The sequence below is a fragment of the Sinomicrobium halophytocola genome (assembly GCF_052983395.1).
In genome coordinates, this window is the sequence record NZ_JBRKIT010000023.1 from 100,164 (window position 1) to 120,189 (window position 20,026).

The window sequence follows — 20,026 nt, forward strand, 5'->3', positions numbered from 1 at the left end:
CCCCTTTTCAGGGGCCTGTTCAACATTTGTAAAGGAAATAGTGATATTATTTGCTGTTCCCTCCCAGTACTTTACCTTTAATCTTTAAGGCAATAGTTGGTGTTTCTGCATTGGAAGACACGGTTACGGTTTTTCGGATAGGGCCTACTCTTTTTGTGTCGTATTTTACTTCAATGGTCCCTTTTTCCCCCGGTTGCACAGGGTTTGAAGTCCATTTTGGTACCGTACATCCGCAAGAGCTGGATACGTTTGAAATAACCAACGGGGCATTCCCGGTATTGGTAAATTCAAAAACGCGCAGGCCGTTACTTCCCTGGGCGATTTCCCCGTAGTCTATGGTGTCTTCCTTAAAATCGATTTTCGCTACTTTTTCTTGTGCGTGTACGGCCAGGGCAAACGTACTTACGAACAGAAACAATGCTAACTTTTTCATAAGCTTTGAATTTGTGGTCGTTTTCCTGAGAAAACAACCTGTTTTTGTAACTTTTAAGTTTGTAACAAGCGCTAAAAATAAACACTTTTTCTTCTTCTGCAAAATTTATCACCCTATTTACTTGTCGGGTGAATACCCTTTAGCCGTCATTTTCTTTGATTGACGGGCTTTTATAATCCTGCAGATATAACTACTTTTGCCAATTAAAGTCAAAAATCGTTCCAAAAAATGAATATTCCATCAAAATACGACGCTGCAAAAGTAGAGGGAAAATGGTATGAATACTGGTTAGAAAACGGTTATTTCCATTCGGAACCCGATGAAAGAGAACCTTATACTATTGTAATTCCCCCTCCTAATGTTACGGGTGTGTTGCATATGGGACATATGCTCAATAACACCATACAGGATGTTTTGATACGCAGGGCGCGCCTCAAAGGTTTTAATGCTTGCTGGGTTCCCGGAACAGACCACGCTTCTATAGCTACGGAAGCTAAAGTTGTAGGTAGACTGAAGGAAAAAGGCATTAAAAAGTCCGACCTCAGCAGGGAAGAATTCCTGGAGCAGGCCTGGGAATGGACCCGTGAACATGGCGGAATTATTCTGGAGCAATTAAAAAAACTGGGAGCTTCCTGTGATTGGGATCGCACCAAGTTTACCATGGATGACGATATGTCAGCTTCTGTGATAAAGATATTTGTAGATTTATATAACAAAGGGCTTATTTATAGAGGGTATCGTATGGTGAACTGGGACCCGGAAGCGAAGACTACCCTGTCCGATGAGGAAGTTATTCACGAGGAAAGACAAGGACTCCTCTACTATCTGGCATATACGATTGAAGGTGAGGATGAAAAAGTAATTATTGCTACTACCCGCCCGGAAACCATACTCGGGGATACTGCTGTTTGCATCAATCCGAATGATGAACGTTATGCCCATCTGAAAGGGAAAAAAGTTATAGTGCCTATTTGTAACCGCGTCATACCTATAATCGAAGATGAATATGTGGATATGGAATTTGGGACGGGATGTCTTAAAGTAACCCCGGCACATGATGTTAATGATAAGAACCTGGGGGATAAACACGGACTGGAAGTGATCGATATTTTTAATGAAGATGCTTCGCTCAATCATTACGGACTTCATTACGAAGGTAAGGACCGTTTTGTGGTTCGAAAAGAAATAGCACGGGAACTGGAAGACAAGGGATACCTGGTAAAAACAGAAACTCATGTCAATAAGGTGGGAACTTCCGAAAGAACCAAGGCGGTTATAGAGCCCAGGCTTTCCGATCAATGGTTTTTAAGGATGGAGGAGCTGGCAAAGCCCGCATTAAAAGCTGTCCTGGAAGATAATGAAATAAAGCTTTTCCCGAAAAAGTTTGAAAATACATACAGGCACTGGATGGAAAACATCCGGGATTGGAATATTTCCCGGCAATTATGGTGGGGGCAACAGGTACCTGCCTATTATTACGGAGCAGGTAAAGAGGATTTTGTTGTTGCCGAGAATGAAAAAGAGGCTTTGAAACTTGCCCGTGAAAAATCGGGTAATGCATCTCTGGGTCTTTCGGATATTATTCAGGATCCGGATGTACTGGATACCTGGTTTTCTTCCTGGCTGTGGCCAATGAGCGTGTTCGGAGGGATATTAGATCCGGAAAACGAGGAAATCAGGTATTACTATCCCACGAATGATCTGGTGACCGGACCGGATATCCTGTTTTTCTGGGTGGCGAGGATGATCATGTCCGGCTATGAGTACCGGGATGAAAAGCCTTTTACTAATGTATACCTCACCGGACTGGTAAGAGATAGCCAACGGAGGAAAATGTCAAAATCTCTGGGGAATTCACCTGATGCTCTCAAACTTATTTCCGATTACGGTGCAGACGGAGTTAGGGTTGGGTTGTTGCTCAGTTCTGCAGCAGGGAACGATTTACTGTTTGACGAGGCCCTTTGTCAGCAGGGTAGAGGTTTTGCAAATAAAATATGGAATGCTTTTCGCCTGGTAAAAGGGTGGGAAATCTCGGATACTGCCGCACCTACCAAAGTTTCGGAAGTGGCAGTACGTTGGTACAGTTCAAAATTGGGGCAAACACTGGCAGAAATTGAAGATCACTTTGCTAAATACAGGATATCGGACGCCCTGATGGCAACCTATAAACTCATTTGGGATGATTTCTGTTCCTGGTTTCTGGAAATGGTAAAACCGGCCTATGGTATGCCTATAAGTAAAGATACTTATGAACAGGTTATAGCGCTTTTCGAAGAGAACCTCAAAATATTGCATCCTTTCATGCCATTCCTGTCTGAGGAAATATGGCAACATATGGAGAACAGAAACCGGGATGAGGCATTGATCGTATCAACCTGGCCGAAACCCGAAAAACTAAACGAGTCACTCCTTGAAGGCTTTTCTGTGATTACCGAAGTTATATCCGGAATCCGGACGGTTAGAAAGGATAAAAACATCCCTTTTAAAGATGAATTAGAACTCTATACCACCGGAGACGGATCTGATTTTTCGGATGGCCTGGATGAGGTGATAAAAAAACTGGGAAACATTACCGGAATTCATTGTAAGGTGGAAAAGGTCGAGGGCAGTATGTCTTTCCGTGTAGGGGTAAATGAATACTTTATCCCTGTAGCAGGTTCGGTAGATGTGGAAAGTGAGATCAGGAAGCTCCGGGAAGAATTGTCTTATGTAGAAGGGTTTCTCAAATCGGTAAGAGGAAAACTGGCTAACGAACGTTTTGTGAACAACGCCCCGGAAAAGGTGGTGGCTGTAGAGAGGCAAAAGGAAGCGGATGCAATTGCTAAAATCACTACAATAAAGGAAAGTTTATCAAATCTAAATATTTAATAAGAAAATTCCTTCTTTCTGTGTTTGTAATATATTGTATATTGCGAATTATGTAATTTAACACTTTGTAAATGGTAATGTTTTGATATACAGTTATTTATTTGCAGTTGTGCTTTTTTATTGACGTTATCGAAAGGGCAGTATGTCAAAAAAAGATGAAAAAAGTTATTAAATTTTGAGAAAACTGTATTACATTCGCACTAACATTTGTATATTTAGGAAACAGTATTTAAGAAAATTTTTTTACTAAACACTTGATTATGATTATGAAAAAATTAATGTTTACATCGCTTTGTGTGGGATTATTTGCTACAGGTATGACTGCGCAGGAGATGAATACTTCCGAGGAATCGGAGACTACAGATGTCATGGCTCAGGACAATTTTAATAAATGGTCTATTGAGGTTAACGGAGGTGTTAATAAGCCAGCCAGACCTTTAGCTGGAGGATATTTCACCAACACTCCTGACTTTCTTCATCTCGATCTTGGTGCTCGATACATGTTCAACGAAAAATTCGGTTTGAAACTGGATTTCGGTTATGACAATTTTCAAAGTGATGAAGATTCCAATGATTTCGAAACCAATTACTACCGGGTAAGTTTGCAGGGAGTTGCTAACTTGGGTAGGATCATGAACTGGGAAACGTGGACCAAGACTTTTAACCTTTTGGGACATGCCGGAGCAGGATACTCTCAATTGCGTCCCGATCAGGGACCTATCTCTGATGATCACGATCAGATGATGAACTGGATCGCTGGTTTGACAGGACAGGTAAAACTCAGTGACCGGGTAGTGTTGAATGCCGATTTTACCACATTAGCACACAGTCGTCAGAATTATACGTTTGATGGTACGAGAAAAAGTTCAGTGCGTGGTTTTGACGGTATCATGCTTAATGCAACTGTTGGTATTTCGTTCTATCTTGGAAAAGCAAAACAACATGCTGACTGGTATTTGAGAGAGAACGAAGCATTGGATAACCTTGCAGTTCGTGTAGACGATATTGAGGCGATGCTTCAGGATACTGACAGAGACGGTGTGCCGGATTATCTCGATCAAGAGCCGAACACTCCTACAGGAGTATCTGTTGACCGATACGGTAAAGCAAATGATCTGAACGAAAACGGAATTCCGGATGATCTGGAGAGTTCTCTTGACATGCGTTACGCTTCCAAAGAAAGCCTGGATGGTCTTCAAGGTGGTGGAGACCCTGTGAAGAAATTACTGAACGACGGATACGTAAATGTATACTTCGGATTCTCCAGCAGCAAACCAGCCGTATATTCTTTCGACGCGATCAATTACCTGATTAAGTACATGAACGAGAATCAGTCTGCACAAGCTGAATTGCTTGGATATGCTGACGAGATCGGAGGAGATGGAGAATTTAATAGTTCCCTTTCCGAAAGAAGAGCAAAAGCAGTATATGACATACTGGTTGCTTCAGGTGTTCAGGAATCCAGACTTTCTTATAAAGGAATGGGTGTAGATGACACTGTAGATAAGAGCTCTGCTAATGCACGTCAAATCGTGAGAAGAGTTACTTTCAAATTGAAGTAATAAAATCTTAAATAAGATAATAGACAAACCGCCGGGCAATCCCCGGCGGTTTTCTTTTTCCAGATTCTATAAAGCCTTGATGGATGTTAACAAACAGTTTAGCAATCGTTCGAATTGAAAATGGTCGTATATGAAGATCTGATACTCTGTAAAAAGTGCTTTTATTCAATGCTATTAGGTATAGAAGTGTATTTTTTCTTCTAGTTATTAGGCGTTTAAGCTTCCAACAAATAGAGCGGGAGAAGTACCCGATGCTAATGCTCTTATGAAGAAACTAATAATCGGTACCTGAATACCGACATTATTATAATCAAATGGATTAGTGCGCCTTCTAGCTATGGGTAGATATAAGTCATGTCAAAACCACCTGCACTACATGCAATACCACAGACTTTTAAATCTGATTTGAGGACTCTCCTTTGGATTATATGAAATTGTCGGGAAGATTAATTGTATTTCAAAAATACTTCAAAAGGGAATTAATTATGCATAGCATAGATGAGGTATTTGATTATGTGGAGAGTGGCAGAAAGGAAAAATAAGGCGTTTTCATTGATTGACGTGTTAAAATGCTCTTTTTATTCCTCTTTTAACTGAGCCATCACCAGTGCTATATATTTTTCTTTTGCCTCTCTTTCCGTTATGTTCCTGGCCTGAAAAAGGGCATTAGCCTTAAATGCGTTGATTAGAGGTTTTCGGCTCCCTGGGTTGTCGTAATTCTTGTTCGCTATTTTGTAATACGCATAGAGCCGTAAAAGGAAATCTGCGGGTAGAGGTTCGGTATAGCTATTAACGAGTTCGACAGCCTCTTCAAAAGCTTTATTTAATGCTTCTTCGGTCATTTTGACAATTAATTGTAGCAATACTGTTTGATTTGACTTTTTACTCACTAAGTGAGATTCGAGATGTTTCGACGTTTGCGGTCAAATTTTTTTATCTGATGTCTTATGGGTCTACTGTGAGGTAGTCGGCTTTTCTGCTATAATATCAATCCCTCCCTTGACCTTTTGGTGAAGGTTTATTTTTATTTTAGTATCTAAAGGTAATAAAAGGTCTACACGGGAGCCAAATTTGATAAAGCCGGCATCAGCACCTTGAACAGCTAAAGAGCCTTCTGCAGCGTAATTAACGATGCGCTTGGCCATGGCACCTGCTATTTGTTTGTACATTACTTCTCCCCAAACCGCATTCTTAACCACTACAGAGGTCCTTTCGTTCTCTTCTGATGATTTCGGGTGCCAGGCTACCAGGTATTTTCCGGGATGGTACTTGCTGTAAACTACTTCACCTCCCAGCGCGTAGCGGGTCACATGGACATTTATGGGGGACATGAATATGGAAACCTGTATTCTTTTGTCTTTAAAATACTCTTTTTCGTAAACTTCTTCTATAACTACAACTTTGCCATCTACCGGGGCAATGATATAATCATCATTTTGTGATGCCTTTCGTTTCGGGTTTCGGAAAAACTGGAGTATAAGAAACAGCAGTATAATAGCGGCAACTTGTACGGGAAATTGTAACCATACTACAGGAATAAAATATTCTGCAAGCAGGATAATACCAACGACAACCAAAAAGGTAATGATGATGATTTTATGTCCTTCTTTATGAAACATAGATAAAAAGTTGTAAAGTCAAATATGTAAAAGGAGCAAGGAATATAATGCTGTCTAACCGATCAAGCAGGCCTCCGTGCCCCGGTAGTATGGCTCCGCTGTCTTTTACTCCTGCAAGCCGTTTGAATTTGGATTCTATAAGATCCCCCAGGGTCCCTGTGGTTACCACTACCAGCGAAAGAATGATCCATTGTACAGTACTGAGATCCTTGTTGTACAGCGCAATTATATATGCCGCTACCAGAGAGAAAATCATTCCCCCAATGAAACCCTCTATGGTTTTGTTAGGGGATATGCTGGGAAATAGCTTCGTTCGTCCTATACTTCTTCCTACCAGATATGCAAAGGTATCATTTATCCATATTAATATAAAAATACCAATTATTACGAACTTGGCAAAAGGATTATTGTGATTGTGATAGGGGATCATGGTCAGGAAAATACATCCGGCCCCTATATAAAAGAGCGTGATGATAAATTTATGTAGCTCCTGTATATTCTTCAATTGCTTACCGGAATAAAGGAAGGCAATTAAAAAAAAGTTCACCACAAGGGTAATGGAGAGCAGAAAAAAGATCGCTGCTTCCCTTTGTACGAGGTGTACAAACAGCCACCATAGTAACAGGAAGGCAATGAAAATATAATAACCGCTTAGCTTAATGAGTTTTTTAAATTCATAGATGCATATCAACCCGAAAGACAGGAAGAGGAAATCAAAGGCATCACTGCTTAAAAACACTGCCGACAACAACAGGAATACATAAAGGATTCCCGTAATGGAACGAGTGAGAAGGTCTTTCATTCTACAAATCTTCGAGAAGGAGCAAATATAGGTTTTTTGAATTACTTCCGTAGTTAAGAAAGTTCTTTTCTCCCTGTATATTGAAGTGTTTTATTGTAGTGATGTTGGTTGGTATATGGTCCTTGTTTTTATTTTTAATGCCCCTCAGGCCTTCTCCTATAGTATTTACGAGTTGGCTGGTGGTGGCGAAAAGTATTAAATTATCCGGAAGGTCGTGCAGTTTGAGCTCTCCTATTTGATTGGAACTGATGAGTATAGCCCCATTATCAGCAACGAGGTTTTCGCAAGTAGTTATAAAAGCGGAACTTCCCTGAAAGCTGGAGGAAAACTCCCCCCCGAGTTTTTCAAACTTTTCTTTTAGTTTGGCGTTTATACAGAATATTTTTTTATCATTCCAGTTATTCTCTGTAAGTATACTTTGAAAACTTTCGTAAATTTCTTCGATAGAGTCGCAATAAATAAATTTACCTCCGTTCTTTTTAAAGTTAATGGTGAATTTTTCGTCTACGGGAAGATCAATATTAGGCATAAACTTACCTCTTTCCGCAATAGGATCGTCGTCAGGATGCGGTTTGTTTATAATGTCTAAAATCTTCTTAAATAGCTTCATTCAATATTCAACGGAAAAAAGTGCCTTTTATTTTTATGTAAAGTTAAAAATATTCTTTGAGAAATCCTTGCTTTACCTGTTATTTAAAACAACATTGCCGGCTTGTTGTTCTCAAGCCGGCAGGGGTAGAAATATTTTGGTTGAAGATTACTTTTCTATAATTCCTTCTTCCTCTTTTTGATAAGGACGTCTGCCGAAAATTCTCTCAAGATCATCTTTAAAGATAACCTCTTTTTCAAGCAGTCTATCCGCGAGTTCCGTTAGCTTGTCCTTGTTTTCGGACAGCAACTTTACGGCTCTTGTATATTGCTCTTCTATGATGTTGGAGATCTCCTGGTCTATGACTATGGCGGTCTCTTCACTATAGGGTTTGGTAAAACCATATTCGCTCTGTCCGCTGGAATCGTAATAAGTCAGGTTTCCTATCTTGTCGTTAAGTCCGTAGATGGTCACCATGGCTTTAGCTTGTTTGGTTACCTTTTCCAGGTCGCTGAGAGCGCCTGTGGAGATCTTACCGAATATTACTTTTTCTGCAGCCCGTCCTCCTAATGCAGCACACATTTCATCCAGCATTTGCTCCGGACGAACGATCAGACGTTCTTCGGGGAGATACCAGGCAGCACCGAGGGACTGACCTCTTGGAACAATAGTTACTTTTACCAGAGGAGCGGCATGTTCCAGCATCCAGCTTACGGTGGCATGACCGGCTTCGTGGAAGGCTATGGTTTTTTTCTCTTCCGGGGTTATGATCTTGTTTTTCTTCTCCAGACCACCTATGATACGATCTACGGCATCCAGGAAGTCTTGTTTGTCTACCGCTTTTTTGCCTTTTCGTGCAGCAATAAGGGCCGCTTCGTTACACACATTGGCGATATCCGCTCCGGAAAAACCGGGGGTTTGCTTGGCCAGGAATTCCAGGTCAAGAGCCTCTGATGTTTTTATAGGTCTGAGGTGGACTTCAAAAATTTCTTTTCGTTCCCTGATGTCCGGAAGGTCCACGAAAATCTGTCTGTCAAACCTTCCTGCGCGCATAAGCGCTTTATCCAGAACATCAGCACGGTTGGTAGCGGCAAGGACAATAACATTTGTGTTGGTGTCAAAACCGTCCATTTCCGTTAACAGTTGGTTCAGGGTATTTTCGCGTTCGTCGTTGGAACCGGTGAAATTATTTTTCCCCCTGGCCCTTCCGATGGCATCGATCTCATCGATAAAGATGATAGCAGGCGATTTGTCCTTAGCCTGTTTAAACAGGTCTCTTACCCTGGATGCACCCACGCCGACGAACATTTCCACAAAATCGGAACCGGAAAGGGAGAAGAAAGGTACTTTAGCCTCTCCTGCAACAGCTTTGGCAAGAAGGGTTTTACCAGTACCAGGTGACCCGACGAGCAGAGCTCCTTTAGGGATTTTTCCTCCGAGAGAGGTGTATTTGTCAGGATTTCTAAGGAATTCCACAATTTCCTGGACTTCTTCTTTAGCTCCTTCGAGACCGGCAACATCTTTGAAAGTTACTTTGGTCTCTGTCTTTTCGTCGAAAAGTCTTGCTTTGGATTTACCTATATTGAAGATCTGTCCGCCGGCACCTCCGGCGCCGCCTCCCGCCATTCTGCGCATCAGGAATATCCATATCCCTATGATAAGAATGAAAGGCAGCAGGGTAATGATAAAATCTCCGAAAAGGTTGGACTCCTGGTCATAACCGATGACGGTTGGCAGGTTGTTGTCCTTTATAGTCTTTTTTATTTCGTTCTCAAAATTCTGAAGATCACCGAATTTCACCTCGTATTGAGGAGAAGATCCGGAAGCAGGAAGCAGGGAGTTGTCTCCTACGTCTTTATGCACTTCCTTGGCCATAGCATCTTTGTTAAGAAATACCTTGGCCTGTCTTGTATTGGTAATAATAAGTACTTTTTCTACGTCACCGTTTTTGAGAAATTCCTGTAATTCGGAAGGGGTGGTGGCTGTAAGTTTTTGCCAGCTACTTCCCCCTGAAAACAGGTTAACTCCGATAATCACAAACAAAATGATTGCATAAATCCAGTACGAACTGAATCTCGGTTTTTTATTATTCGGGTTGTCTTTTGCCATTAATTATTTGTCTTTGTCTAAAAATATTCATTAATAATCGGTTGGAACGGCGGTCACTTTTGCATCACCCCAAAGACCTTCAATGTCGTAGTATTCGCGAATGTGCTTCTGGAAAACATGTACTACTACGTTTACGTAGTCCATGAGTACCCATTCGGCATTGTCCGTACCTTCTACATGCCATGGCTTATCTTTGATTTCCTTACTTACTGTTTTCTGGATGGAATTTACGATGGCATTTACCTGGGTATTGGAAGTACCGTTGCAGATGATGAAGTAGTCACAAACCGTGTTCTCAATCTCTCTTAAATCCAGTATATTTATATCCTTTCCTTTAACATCCTCTATCCCTTTCAAGATTATTGCAATGAGTTGATCTGCGCTACTATTCTTTTTTGCCATTAACTTTCATGTGTTTAAATTTGCATCCGGGCCTCATACTGTCTTACATATGATGTAAGCTATCCCGCCCGTTTTGCCTAATTGCCAGAGGCGAGGCCTTCGGATATTGGTTATTTTCGCAAAGTTATTACTTTTTTGTTTCTTTAACTATTCTATTTAACAGAACATTTGTATTCCGTATGCATATTATCAAACTTAATGCCATTGATTCTACGAATTCTTATTTAAAAGAATTAAGTACTTCGGGGATTTTACAGGATTATACGGTGGTTGTTACACGAGAGCAAACCATGGGGAGGGGGCAGATGGGAACATCGTGGAGCTCGGAGTCCGGTAAAAACCTGACATTTAGTGTATACAAGAAGATATCCTGTATCCGTAAAGAAGAAATATTCTGCCTGAGTATGGCCACATCGCTGGCTATTGTCCGTGCCCTGAAAAAATTCGGTGTACCGCGACTGAAAATTAAATGGCCTAACGACATTTTGTCAGCTAACCAGAAGGTGTGCGGGGTTCTTATTGAAAGTATTATAAAAAAGGGGGAGCTGAATGCGGCTGTCATAGGTATGGGGCTCAATGTCAACCAGACAAATTTCAACGGGTTGCCCAATGCCGGTTCGTTAAAGCTTATTACAGGAGTTACATACAATCTCGACGAACTGATGCATCAAATAGTAAAGGAGTTGCAGATCAGCGAGAAATTTTTGGTAGACCGCAATCTTGAGGAATTAAAATCTCAGTATGAGGGAAGTCTTTTTCGCCGGGACAAGCCGTCAACTTTTACCGATAGCGAAGGCGTATTGTTTATGGGGTTTATCAAAGGTATCTCGGAAACAGGGAAGCTGATTATAAGGCAGGAAGATGAAATACAAAAGGAATATGACCTGAAAGAAGTGAAGCTGTTGTATTGAAGCCGGAAGCACGGAGCACGAAGCATGGAGTAAAATAATTCTCCGGATATACAACTTCGTACTCCGTGCTTCCGGCTTCCAGCTTTTTCACAACTTCCCCATATTCTCCGTAAGGGTGCCGATAAAGTTGGTTATAGGGCCTTTTATCATCATTCCCATCATAGCATTGAATTCGCCTTCGAAGATAAGGGTTACTTCACTTTTGTCGGTTTCTATCGTCTGGATGTCTGCCGTTAATGTAAAAGATAGTTTACTACTGCCGGATCCGAGAACTATACGGTCAAACTCGTTCTTCTCTTTTATGTCCAGAGTTATTTCCGGCATTCCTTTGAGTGCGAAAGCGAATTTTTTTTCGGTCAGTACTTCAAACATACTGGTGTTTTCCGGCATCAGTGTTTCAAAATTTTTTACGTCGGAGAGGAAATAAAAAAGTTCTTCCTGAGATTTATTTACTGTTGTTTTCGGACTTTCTATATGCATGTGCAAGTTGTGTTAGTGTAAATATGTTTTGTATGCAAATTATGTGCCGTCCTTACGATTATAGTGTTTTCCCGAAAAAAACTATTTTACCGCTGTCGATTTCCATTCTGCCGGATTGGTCCGCCATTCCTTCAGGGTATGGTGTTCGCTTTCACTGATATAGTTGGTTTCCTTCGCTTGTTCCAGCAGGTATTCATAGTTGCTCAAGGTGGTGAGGTGCACCTGTTTTTCTTCGAAATTCTTGACGGCAATATCAAATCCGTAAGAGAAAATAGCGATCATGCCTTTAACATTCGCACCCTGTTCCCTGAGTGCTTCTACCGCATTGAGACTACTTTTTCCGGTGCTGATAAGGTCTTCCACCACCACAACGTTTTGGGCATGATCCAGAAATCCCTCTATCTGGTTTTGTCTCCCGTGATTTTTTGGCTCCGGTCTCACATATACGAAAGGGAGTCCCAGGGATTCCGCTACCAGTATGCCTATCCCAATGGCTCCGGTAGCTACTCCGGCAATAACATCGGGCCTACCGTAATGTTCCTCGATCTGCTTTGCCATGTTTTCGCGGATGAAGTTGCGGATAGGTGGAAAAGATAAGGAGATCCTGTTGTCACAATAAATAGGTGATTTCCATCCCGAAGCCCATGTAAAAGGATTTTTAGGATTCAATTTTATTGCATTAATTTGCAACAAAAGTTCTGCTGTTTTCTTAGCGGTATTTTTGTCTAAAACCATGGTGACAAATGTATGAAGTTTTTGTAAATGATTATCCAATTATTTTAACAAATATACTTACGAAAGAGGTAAAACATAAATCGTTTTTACTGGAAAGTGTAAGTATAGAAGAAGTTATAAGGCAACTCAATAAAGGGGAAATGGAATCAGCCCATTTATACTATCCGCAAGAGGAACAGTTGCTGCAGAAACTCCTGGAAAAACTGCCACTTGTGGTAGCTGCCGGAGGGTTGGTGACCAATGCGAAAAACGAAGTACTGTTTATTTACAGAAATGGAAAATGGGACCTGCCTAAAGGCAAGCTGGAAAAAAAAGAGTCTATTGAGGAAGCGGCAATAAGAGAAGTGGAAGAGGAAACCGGTATCAAAAAATTAAAGCTCGGACCTTTATTACAAAAGACTTACCATATTTTCAAAAGAAATGGTGTTTATAAGCTAAAAGAGACCTATTGGTATGCTATGAGCAGTACCTTTACAGGAAAGTTTAAAGCGCAATGCGAAGAGGGTATCGAAAAGGTCGAATGGAAGAGCCCTGAAGAGGTATCCGAAGCACTTCAAAATTCGTATGCAAACATAAAGTCCTTGTTTTCTATTTAATAGGCATATTCTCATTTTCAGGGTTAAATTTTATGTATTTTTTAGTAAAAACCTGTTTTTTAATATTTATTTTTGCAGTATACACAAAAAACAGAAATCATGAAAAATACATTAATTTTAATGTGTGCGGCACTTGTTATGTCTGTTTCTTACGGTCAGCAGAGTGCTGACACCGGACCAAAAGTCAAGAATAAAAAAGTGTGGAACAAAGAGTTTAAGGACATAAAAGTGTACCATACTCCCGAAAGAGAGACTGTAACGGGGCCCAAAGCCAAAAACAGTAAAATATGGCAAAAGGAAGAGACGACCCAAAAAGTGGTTACACGAAAGAAGAGGGACGACCTCACCGGTCCTAAATACAAGAACAGAAAACCCTGGAAAAAACAATAGATGATCCGGTTTGCCGGATAAAAAGTAACGGATGTCGAAGGCAAGATGGTCAAAAACCCTAAATTTATCGGGTAAAACATAAAAGCATGCCTCAGAAAAAGTCCATTACCGATTCCGGTACATCTAAAATAGGGTGGAAAGAACGCCTGGGTTCCCTCCAGTATCTTCCGAGATTTTTCGGGAAGATACGTGAGGTGTCTCCCGGGTTTTTTTATGCCAATATACTGGCCCGTATTGTCAATTCGGCCATTCCGGTGCTTCTCTTGTGGGTCGGCAAGTTAATATTGGATGAAGTTGTTCTGCAAATCGATGCTACCGATAAGGATTTCGGGAGACTTTGGGTATTGGTTGCCATAGAACTGGGGCTGGCAGTGATTTCCGACCTGATCAGCAGGGCTACAAACCTGACAGATACGTTAATAGGAGACCTTTATTCCAATAAATCATCCGTAGAAATCATCAATAAAACCGCGGAAATTGAACTGAGTCAATTGGAAGATGCCGACTTTTATGATAAACTCGAAAGAGCACGCCGGCAAACTGTGGGAAGAGTATCGCTGATGTCCAATATTATGGCCCAGTTGCAGGACAGTATCACGGTGATTTCCCTGATAACAGCCCTTACCGTATTCGAGCCTTGGCTTATAGCACTTCTCATCCTCGCGGTTATACCGGCCTTCCTCAACGAAATAAAGTTCAGCCAGAAAAGCTATTCCCTTGCACGTGGCTGGACGACCGAACGGCGGGAACTGGATGACCTGCGTTATGTAGGTGCCAGTGACATTACGGCCAAAGAGGTAAAGTTGTTCGGTCTTACGGCGTATATAGCAGACCGTTTTAAGAAACTTTCGGACGCTTATTATAAAGTAACCCGTAGGCTTGCCATCCGGAGGAACCTGTGGGGAGGGGCTTTTAATATGCTGGGGGTATTCTCTTATTACGGTGCCTTCGTACTGATCATTATCCGTGTGGTTGCAGGTGTGCTTACGGTTGGTGATCTCACCTTCCTTTCCGGGTCCTTTAACCGGTTGCGAAGCCAGTTGCAGAACATTTTTTTTCGGTTCAGCCAGATTACGGAAAGCTCCCTGTACTTAAAAGACTATTTTGATTTTCTGGATCTGGAAACTGCTTCCGATGATCCGGGAACAACGATCCCCGTTCCGGATGTTATTCACCAGGGGCTGGAGTTTGTGGATGTGTGGTTTAAATACCCGGGAAGGGAAGAATATGTGCTGAAAGGAGTGAGTTTTAAAGTTCCCGCGAACCGGAAACTGGCCTTTGTAGGGGAGAACGGCGCAGGGAAGACCACGCTCATAAAACTTGCCCTCCGGTTTTACGAGCCGGTAAAAGGACAAATATTACTGGACGGAACCGATGTCCGGGAATTTTCCAAAGAAGCATACCAGGGACTTTTCGGAGTGATCTTCCAGGATTTTGTAAAGTATAATTTTTCGGCAGGAGAAAATATAGCTGTGGGTAATATAGAAGAAGTACATAATCATGACCGGATATTTAACGCTGCCGAGCAAAGCCTGGCCGACCAGGTTATCGCTTCCCTTCCCGGAAAATACGATCAGAAACTAGGACGCAGGTTTACGGACGGACTGGACCTCTCCGGTGGACAATGGCAAAAAATAGCGCTGGCCAGGGCATATATGAAAGATGCTAAAATTGCTATCCTGGACGAGCCTACGTCTGCACTGGATGCCCGGGCAGAGTATGAAGCCTTTCAGCGGTTCATAGGACTTACTGAAGAGAAGACCGCCATAATAATTTCACATCGGTTCAGTACAGTACGGCTGGCCGATACCATTGTAGTGCTTAAAGACGGCAAAGTACTGGAATACGGAACACACGAATCGCTTATGGATAACAACGGCCTGTACGCAGAGTTGTTTGCGTTACAGGCCGTCGGGTATAATTAGGTAGGTGTCATACGGAAAAGGAGTGGATTTATATGAATATTAGCCTTTGACCCGGTATACGGGATATTGCCGGTGCGCCTTTTCGTAATAAGGGGAATGTTCGTACACCCAGTTCAGTTGCTCATACCAGTTACCCGCAAACAAGGAGTCTCTGGCCTTTGCCGATTCGAATTCGCTTTTCAGTTGCGGGTTCTCATTCAGGATTTCTAATGCTATATCTTCAAATACATAAGGAGAAAAATGCTCCTTTTGTTGCAGTATCGCATCAAAAAAATTCCAGTTAAAAAACGAATCCGAGGCTTCCGGTTCCAGTGTTTCCAAAAGATAACGTATTGAAGGTTGATCGGTTTTTACCATATAATCTCCTTTCAGGAACTGCTTTTTCTCCGTGCGGGAACTAACGGAGGTGTTATAATGCAGGTAGTGCCCTTCGAAGGCGGAAGTCCGGGTTTGGAAATCTTCGATGCGGTAAACCTCTATTTCCATAAGCGTATCGCGGGTAAGAGGTTGTAATTCTATTTGGTTGGCCTGTAAAAGTTCTATGATTTGCCACCATTGTTTAGGTATGATGTAAGCTTTGGGAACGGAAACTTCTTTGGACGGTTTAAAATAATCGTTATACGAAACCGGTTTGGTAAATGGCCTGTTCCGGTCGTATTTTAACCTGGGGAAACCGGTAACTTCACTGATAAGTGTATCGGCCTCATACCCCCGGAATTGCAGGGTAGATACTTTAGTGGAATCTATCGTCCACTGCACCGGGTAAGTGTCTGCTTCCGCATAATACGCAAAAGCTTGTTCCCGTAGTTCTTTTATCTTGTCATGATCCTTTTCGGTAATCTCCACCATATCCTTCAGCAATTGGTAGGTACCTTCCACTCGCTGTTTATACGGTTTCAGCATATGGGTTTCCACCATCATGCCCAGGGTGTTCCACAAGGTTGTGTACCCGGTGGAATATCTCGGGTGGTCCATAAACTGGGAAAAGCCGCTTTCCGGAACCCGGTTAAAGACATTAACATAAGGAGTAATGTGCCAGTCCTTGTCTGCCAGGTTTTCTTCCAGTTGCGGCATCATTTCCCGGTGCAGGTATTTACCGAGTTCTCCCCCCAGTTTGTTGTGCTGGGTGAACAGATGCGTGAGCGTATATTGATAATCCGCTCCGTTGCTTACATGCGTGTCTATAAACACATCAGGTTTTACCAGGTGGAAAATTTCGGCAAATGCCCTGGCGTTTTTGGAATCCGATTTTATAAAATCGCGATTGAGGTCATAGTTTTGGGCATTGCCGCGAAAGCCGTAAGCTTCCGGGCCGTTCTGGTTGGCCCTCGTATGGCTGTTCCTGTTGAGGGCCCCACCTATATTATATACAGGAACGGCTACGATAACCGTATTTTCCGGGGGCGTAAGTTTACCCTTCGCATAATCCCTCAAAAGCATCATGGTAGCATCAATACCATCACTTTCGCCAGGGTGGATACCATTTAGGATTAAAACAATACGTTTATCTTCCCGTATCCGGTTGAAATTAAAACTCCCTTCCGGGTTATAAGTCACAATATGCAGCGGGTGGCCACTATCTGTGTCTCCCATGGTCTGGAGGGCAATATCGGGGAAAGTCCTGGCCAGTTTCATATAATAGGCCATCACTTCCTCGTATTCGGCGGTTTTTTCACCACCGGAAGTCTCGAACAAGGTTACGAACTCCTGTTCTTCTTCCGTATCTACGGTGTTGCATGCCGTCACAAAGAGTAAAAAGCAAATAAAATAGCGCTTCATGAGCAAATAGTTTCGGTTTAGACGTTACGATTGGCAATTCAAGGGTTTCTTCCGAAGCCCGTGGAATGAACTGCACGAATATACTAAATTTGGCATGAGGCTGTTAAACAGGAAAGGATGAAAAATAGCAAAACACTTTTAATTTAACAGATTGTGTATTTTCCGGTATGTACACTCCTACAGAAAAACAGGGTTTTGTTTCTGCCTGATAAATTCCGATACCTTTGTAATGGGATCCGAAAAGACAATAATACCATGGACAACCTTAGACACTGCCCGCTGTGCAGTAGTGAAAATGTAAGTTTGTTTTACCGAAAGAACCATGAGTTTTATTCCTGCCGGCGTTGCCGGGGCCTTTTCCGGGCAAGAAGCACCTATGTGGACAGCGATGCGGAAAAATCCCGCTATGAAGAACACAACAACGATGTTTTTGATAAACACTACCAGCAATTTGTCTCCCCAATTACGTCATCCGTACTGCATGATTTTGACAAACACCGCCGCGGACTGGATTTTGGTTCCGGTACAGGTCCGGTGATCTCCAAAGTCCTGGAAGATGAGGGCTATAATATAGTGCAGTACGATCCTTTTTTTGCCAGGAACGAAAACCTACTGAAAGAAGGCTATGATTATATAGTTTGTTGCGAGGTTATAGAACATTTTCAGAAGCCTTTCCGGGAGTTCCGATTGCTGAAATCCCTCTTGCTTCCGGGAGGAAAACTGTATTGTATGACAAATTTATATGACGGTACAAAAGATTTTCACGGCTGGAATTATAAAAACGACCCTACACATGTATTTATTTATAGTGAAGAAACCTTACGATGGATTAAAGAAGCGTTGGGATTTTCCCGGCTAACCGTGGAGGGGAGGTTGATTGTTTTCGGGAATTAAACATGCTAATTGGATAATTGACCAATTATCCAATTAGCATATTCTGATAAGGAAATTATATCCTGTTAACCATAACTTTGTAACTCGGATCTTCCATTATATTCACATCAATAATGGCTTCGGCATTTTGCAGCAGTCTGCGGCAGTCTTTACTGAGATGTCGCAGGCGTACGGTTTTCCCTCTTTTTGCATAGCGTTTGGTTACCGCGTTTAGCGCTTCTATGGCCGACATGTCCGCAATCCGGCTTTCGGCAAAGTCAATAACTACTTCCTGCGGGTCGTTGAGCACGTCAAATTTATCGGCAAAACCTTGTATAGAACCAAAAAACAGGGGACCGAATATTTCATAATGTTTCACCCCGTTTTCGTCTACGTATTTCCGGGCACGAATCCGTTTGGCATTTTCCCAGGAGTAAGCCAGGGCAGAAAGTACCACCCCGATAAGCACGGCGACAGCCAGGTTATGCGTAATAACGGTGATGAGGGTTACCAGTACCATGACAATAACATCGGAAGCCGGCATTTTTTTAAATGTTTTTAAACTGGCCCATTCAAAAGTGCCTATGGCTACCATAAACATAACGCCTACCAGGGCGGCCATAGGAAGCCTTTCGATAAGGCTGGAACCGAACATGATAAAGCACAGCAATCCTACGGAAGCTACAATACCGGACAACCTTGCCCTTGCCCCGGAGGAAATGTTGATAAGGCTTTGCCCCAGCATGGCACAACCACCCATACCGGAAAAGAAACCGGAAACAATATTGGCCGTTCCCTGTGCCACACATTCTTTGTTTCCCCGGCCGCGGGTTTCGGTAATTTCGTCGATAAGGCTCAGGCTAAGCAGGCTTTCTATCATACCTACACCGGCAACAATGGCGGAATAGGGGAGGATAAGCATTAAGGTTTCCCAGGTAAACGGAATATTGGGTATGGTCAGTGGAGGAAACCCGCCTTTGATAGTCTCACCTTCTTTAAGTGTGTCGGCCACAGTGGTGGTTTCTATATTAAGACCTATAACCAGGGCGGAAACCACAATAATAGCAACCAAAGATGAAGGTACTGCCTTGGTGAGTTTGGGTAAGCCCCATATAATAAACATAGTGAGCAAAACCAGCCCCAGCATAACCAGCATGGCCGGCCCCTGAAGGAGTTCGGTACTCCCTTTCTGATAAAAACTTGAAAATTGTGCGGTGAATATGATTATAGCCAGGCCGTTTACAAAACCGAACATAACGGAATGAGGTACCAACCGGATGAATTTGCCCAAACGGAATATCCCGGCCGCTATTTGTATTAATCCTGCCAGAATAACAGTAGCAAATACATATTGGAGGATACCTTCGGCGTCTATACCCGGATTCATTTCCTGTAATTTTACAATAAGTCCTACGAATACCACGGCAACGGCCCCGGTAGCCCCGGATATCATCCCCGGACGGCCGCCGAGTATGGAAGTTATAAGCCCCATGGTAAAGGCAGCATACAATCCTACAAGAGGAGAAAAGCCGGCAATCATGGCAAACGCAATGGCTTCGGGTACAAGGGCAAGGGCTACGGTGAGACCGGAGAGAATCTCGGTTTTATAGTTTACCTTTTGCGAAAGATCAAATAAATTGAATATTTTCTTCATAGCAATAATTATAAATAGTAGATAAGTATATAACTAACCTGTGTTGAATAATAATAAAATGTATGGTATATAAAAAAGAGCCGGTTTCCCAAAGACAGAGAGCGGCATTATGCTGAGCATGTCCCCGCTATCAAGGCGGCGTAAGGGTTTTGAAGTATGTAGTTGCTCTGTGTTTCATAAATGAAGTGGCAAAAGTAATACTTTTAATAAGAGTGAGAACTATGAGAGGTTAACAAAAATTTATGTTAAGATGAATTTTTGTATAGTAGTTAATAAAGAACCCGGATTTTGATAGGGTT

General features: G+C 42.2%; 18 protein-coding genes. 7 read left to right on the forward strand and 11 right to left on the reverse strand.

Annotated features, from left to right (window positions below; all coding sequences use genetic code 11):
* Positions 1–46: 46 nt before the first annotated feature.
* On the reverse strand, positions 47–433 hold the full coding sequence (locus ACVBDY_RS07735) for a DUF1573 domain-containing protein (RefSeq protein ID WP_447174894.1): 387 nt from the start codon (positions 431–433) through the stop codon (positions 47–49).
* A gap of 228 nt (positions 434–661) precedes the next feature.
* Here ACVBDY_RS07735 and ACVBDY_RS07740 point away from each other — a divergent pair, with 228 nt between their 5' ends.
* Together ACVBDY_RS07740 and ACVBDY_RS07745 are read left to right on the forward strand one after the other, a co-directional pair.
* The gene (locus tag ACVBDY_RS07740) at positions 662–3,301 is read left to right on the forward strand and encodes a valine--tRNA ligase (RefSeq protein WP_447174895.1); all 2,640 of its coding nucleotides are present in this window, start codon (positions 662–664) and stop codon (positions 3,299–3,301) included.
* A gap of 266 nt (positions 3,302–3,567) precedes the next feature.
* A complete protein-coding gene (locus ACVBDY_RS07745) occupies positions 3,568–4,863 on the forward strand; it encodes an OmpA family protein (protein WP_447174896.1) in 1,296 nt (431 codons plus the stop codon).
* Positions 4,864–5,441: 578 nt separating this feature from the next.
* On the opposite strand, the gene ACVBDY_RS07750 is transcribed toward ACVBDY_RS07745, so the two are convergent.
* The 6 genes from ACVBDY_RS07750 to rsfS form a co-directional block, all read right to left on the reverse strand.
* Positions 5,442–5,705: an acyl-CoA-binding protein gene (locus tag ACVBDY_RS07750; RefSeq protein ID WP_447174917.1), complete on the reverse strand. Its 264-nt coding sequence runs from the start codon at positions 5,703–5,705 to the stop codon at positions 5,442–5,444.
* Between the two features lie 111 nt (positions 5,706–5,816).
* Positions 5,817–6,482, reverse strand: coding sequence for a phosphatidylserine decarboxylase family protein (locus ACVBDY_RS07755; RefSeq protein WP_447174897.1), 666 nt, complete (start codon positions 6,480–6,482; stop codon positions 5,817–5,819).
* On the reverse strand, positions 6,472–7,284 hold the full coding sequence (locus ACVBDY_RS07760) for a phosphatidate cytidylyltransferase (RefSeq protein ID WP_447174898.1): 813 nt from the start codon (positions 7,282–7,284) through the stop codon (positions 6,472–6,474). The genes ACVBDY_RS07755 and ACVBDY_RS07760 overlap by 11 nt, the downstream gene beginning before the upstream one ends.
* Before the next feature lies 1 nt (position 7,285).
* Positions 7,286–7,894, reverse strand: a complete 609-nt coding sequence (locus tag ACVBDY_RS07765) for an LUD domain-containing protein (protein WP_447174899.1) — start codon at positions 7,892–7,894, stop codon at positions 7,286–7,288.
* A 147-nt stretch (positions 7,895–8,041) separates the two neighbouring features.
* Positions 8,042–9,982 (reverse strand): ATP-dependent zinc metalloprotease FtsH, encoded by a 1,941-nt coding sequence (gene ftsH, locus ACVBDY_RS07770; RefSeq protein WP_447174900.1) that lies wholly within the window; start codon positions 9,980–9,982, stop codon positions 8,042–8,044.
* Positions 9,983–10,012: 30 nt separating this feature from the next.
* On the reverse strand, positions 10,013–10,384 hold the full coding sequence (gene rsfS / locus ACVBDY_RS07775) for a ribosome silencing factor (protein ID WP_447174901.1): 372 nt from the start codon (positions 10,382–10,384) through the stop codon (positions 10,013–10,015).
* Positions 10,385–10,563: 179 nt separating this feature from the next.
* Between rsfS and ACVBDY_RS07780 the strand changes: the two genes are divergently transcribed.
* Positions 10,564–11,295 (forward strand): biotin--[acetyl-CoA-carboxylase] ligase, encoded by a 732-nt coding sequence (locus tag ACVBDY_RS07780; RefSeq protein WP_447174902.1) that lies wholly within the window; start codon positions 10,564–10,566, stop codon positions 11,293–11,295.
* Between the two features lie 87 nt (positions 11,296–11,382).
* Here ACVBDY_RS07780 and ACVBDY_RS07785 read toward each other — a convergent pair whose 3' ends face one another.
* Entirely contained in the window at positions 11,383–11,775 is a 393-nt protein-coding gene (locus tag ACVBDY_RS07785) for an SRPBCC family protein (RefSeq protein ID WP_447174903.1), read from the reverse strand.
* 81 nt (positions 11,776–11,856) lie between these two features.
* Complete coding sequence (pyrE, locus tag ACVBDY_RS07790; RefSeq protein WP_447174904.1) at positions 11,857–12,510, reverse strand: orotate phosphoribosyltransferase; 654 nt, start codon at positions 12,508–12,510, stop codon at positions 11,857–11,859.
* Positions 12,511–12,518: 8 nt separating this feature from the next.
* Between pyrE and ACVBDY_RS07795 the strand changes: the two genes are divergently transcribed.
* From ACVBDY_RS07795 to ACVBDY_RS07805, 3 genes are all read left to right on the forward strand, one after another.
* Complete coding sequence (locus ACVBDY_RS07795) at positions 12,519–13,106, forward strand: NUDIX hydrolase (RefSeq protein ID WP_447174905.1); 588 nt, start codon at positions 12,519–12,521, stop codon at positions 13,104–13,106.
* 99 nt (positions 13,107–13,205) lie between these two features.
* Positions 13,206–13,496 (forward strand): hypothetical protein, encoded by a 291-nt coding sequence (locus ACVBDY_RS07800; protein ID WP_447174906.1) that lies wholly within the window; start codon positions 13,206–13,208, stop codon positions 13,494–13,496.
* An 86-nt stretch (positions 13,497–13,582) separates the two neighbouring features.
* The gene (locus tag ACVBDY_RS07805) at positions 13,583–15,421 is read left to right on the forward strand and encodes an ABC transporter ATP-binding protein (RefSeq protein WP_447174907.1); all 1,839 of its coding nucleotides are present in this window, start codon (positions 13,583–13,585) and stop codon (positions 15,419–15,421) included.
* A 39-nt stretch (positions 15,422–15,460) separates the two neighbouring features.
* Here the strand turns inward: ACVBDY_RS07805 and ACVBDY_RS07810 are convergent, their stop codons facing one another.
* The gene (locus tag ACVBDY_RS07810; protein WP_447174908.1) at positions 15,461–17,200 is read right to left on the reverse strand and encodes a M14 family metallopeptidase; all 1,740 of its coding nucleotides are present in this window, start codon (positions 17,198–17,200) and stop codon (positions 15,461–15,463) included.
* Positions 17,201–17,455: 255 nt separating this feature from the next.
* Between ACVBDY_RS07810 and ACVBDY_RS07815 the strand changes: the two genes are divergently transcribed.
* Complete coding sequence (locus ACVBDY_RS07815) at positions 17,456–18,094, forward strand: class I SAM-dependent methyltransferase (protein ID WP_447174909.1); 639 nt, start codon at positions 17,456–17,458, stop codon at positions 18,092–18,094.
* A gap of 55 nt (positions 18,095–18,149) precedes the next feature.
* Here the strand turns inward: ACVBDY_RS07815 and ACVBDY_RS07820 are convergent, their stop codons facing one another.
* Positions 18,150–19,727, reverse strand: a complete 1,578-nt coding sequence (locus ACVBDY_RS07820) for a SulP family inorganic anion transporter (RefSeq protein WP_447174910.1) — start codon at positions 19,725–19,727, stop codon at positions 18,150–18,152.
* Between the last annotated feature and the right edge of the window lie 299 nt (positions 19,728–20,026).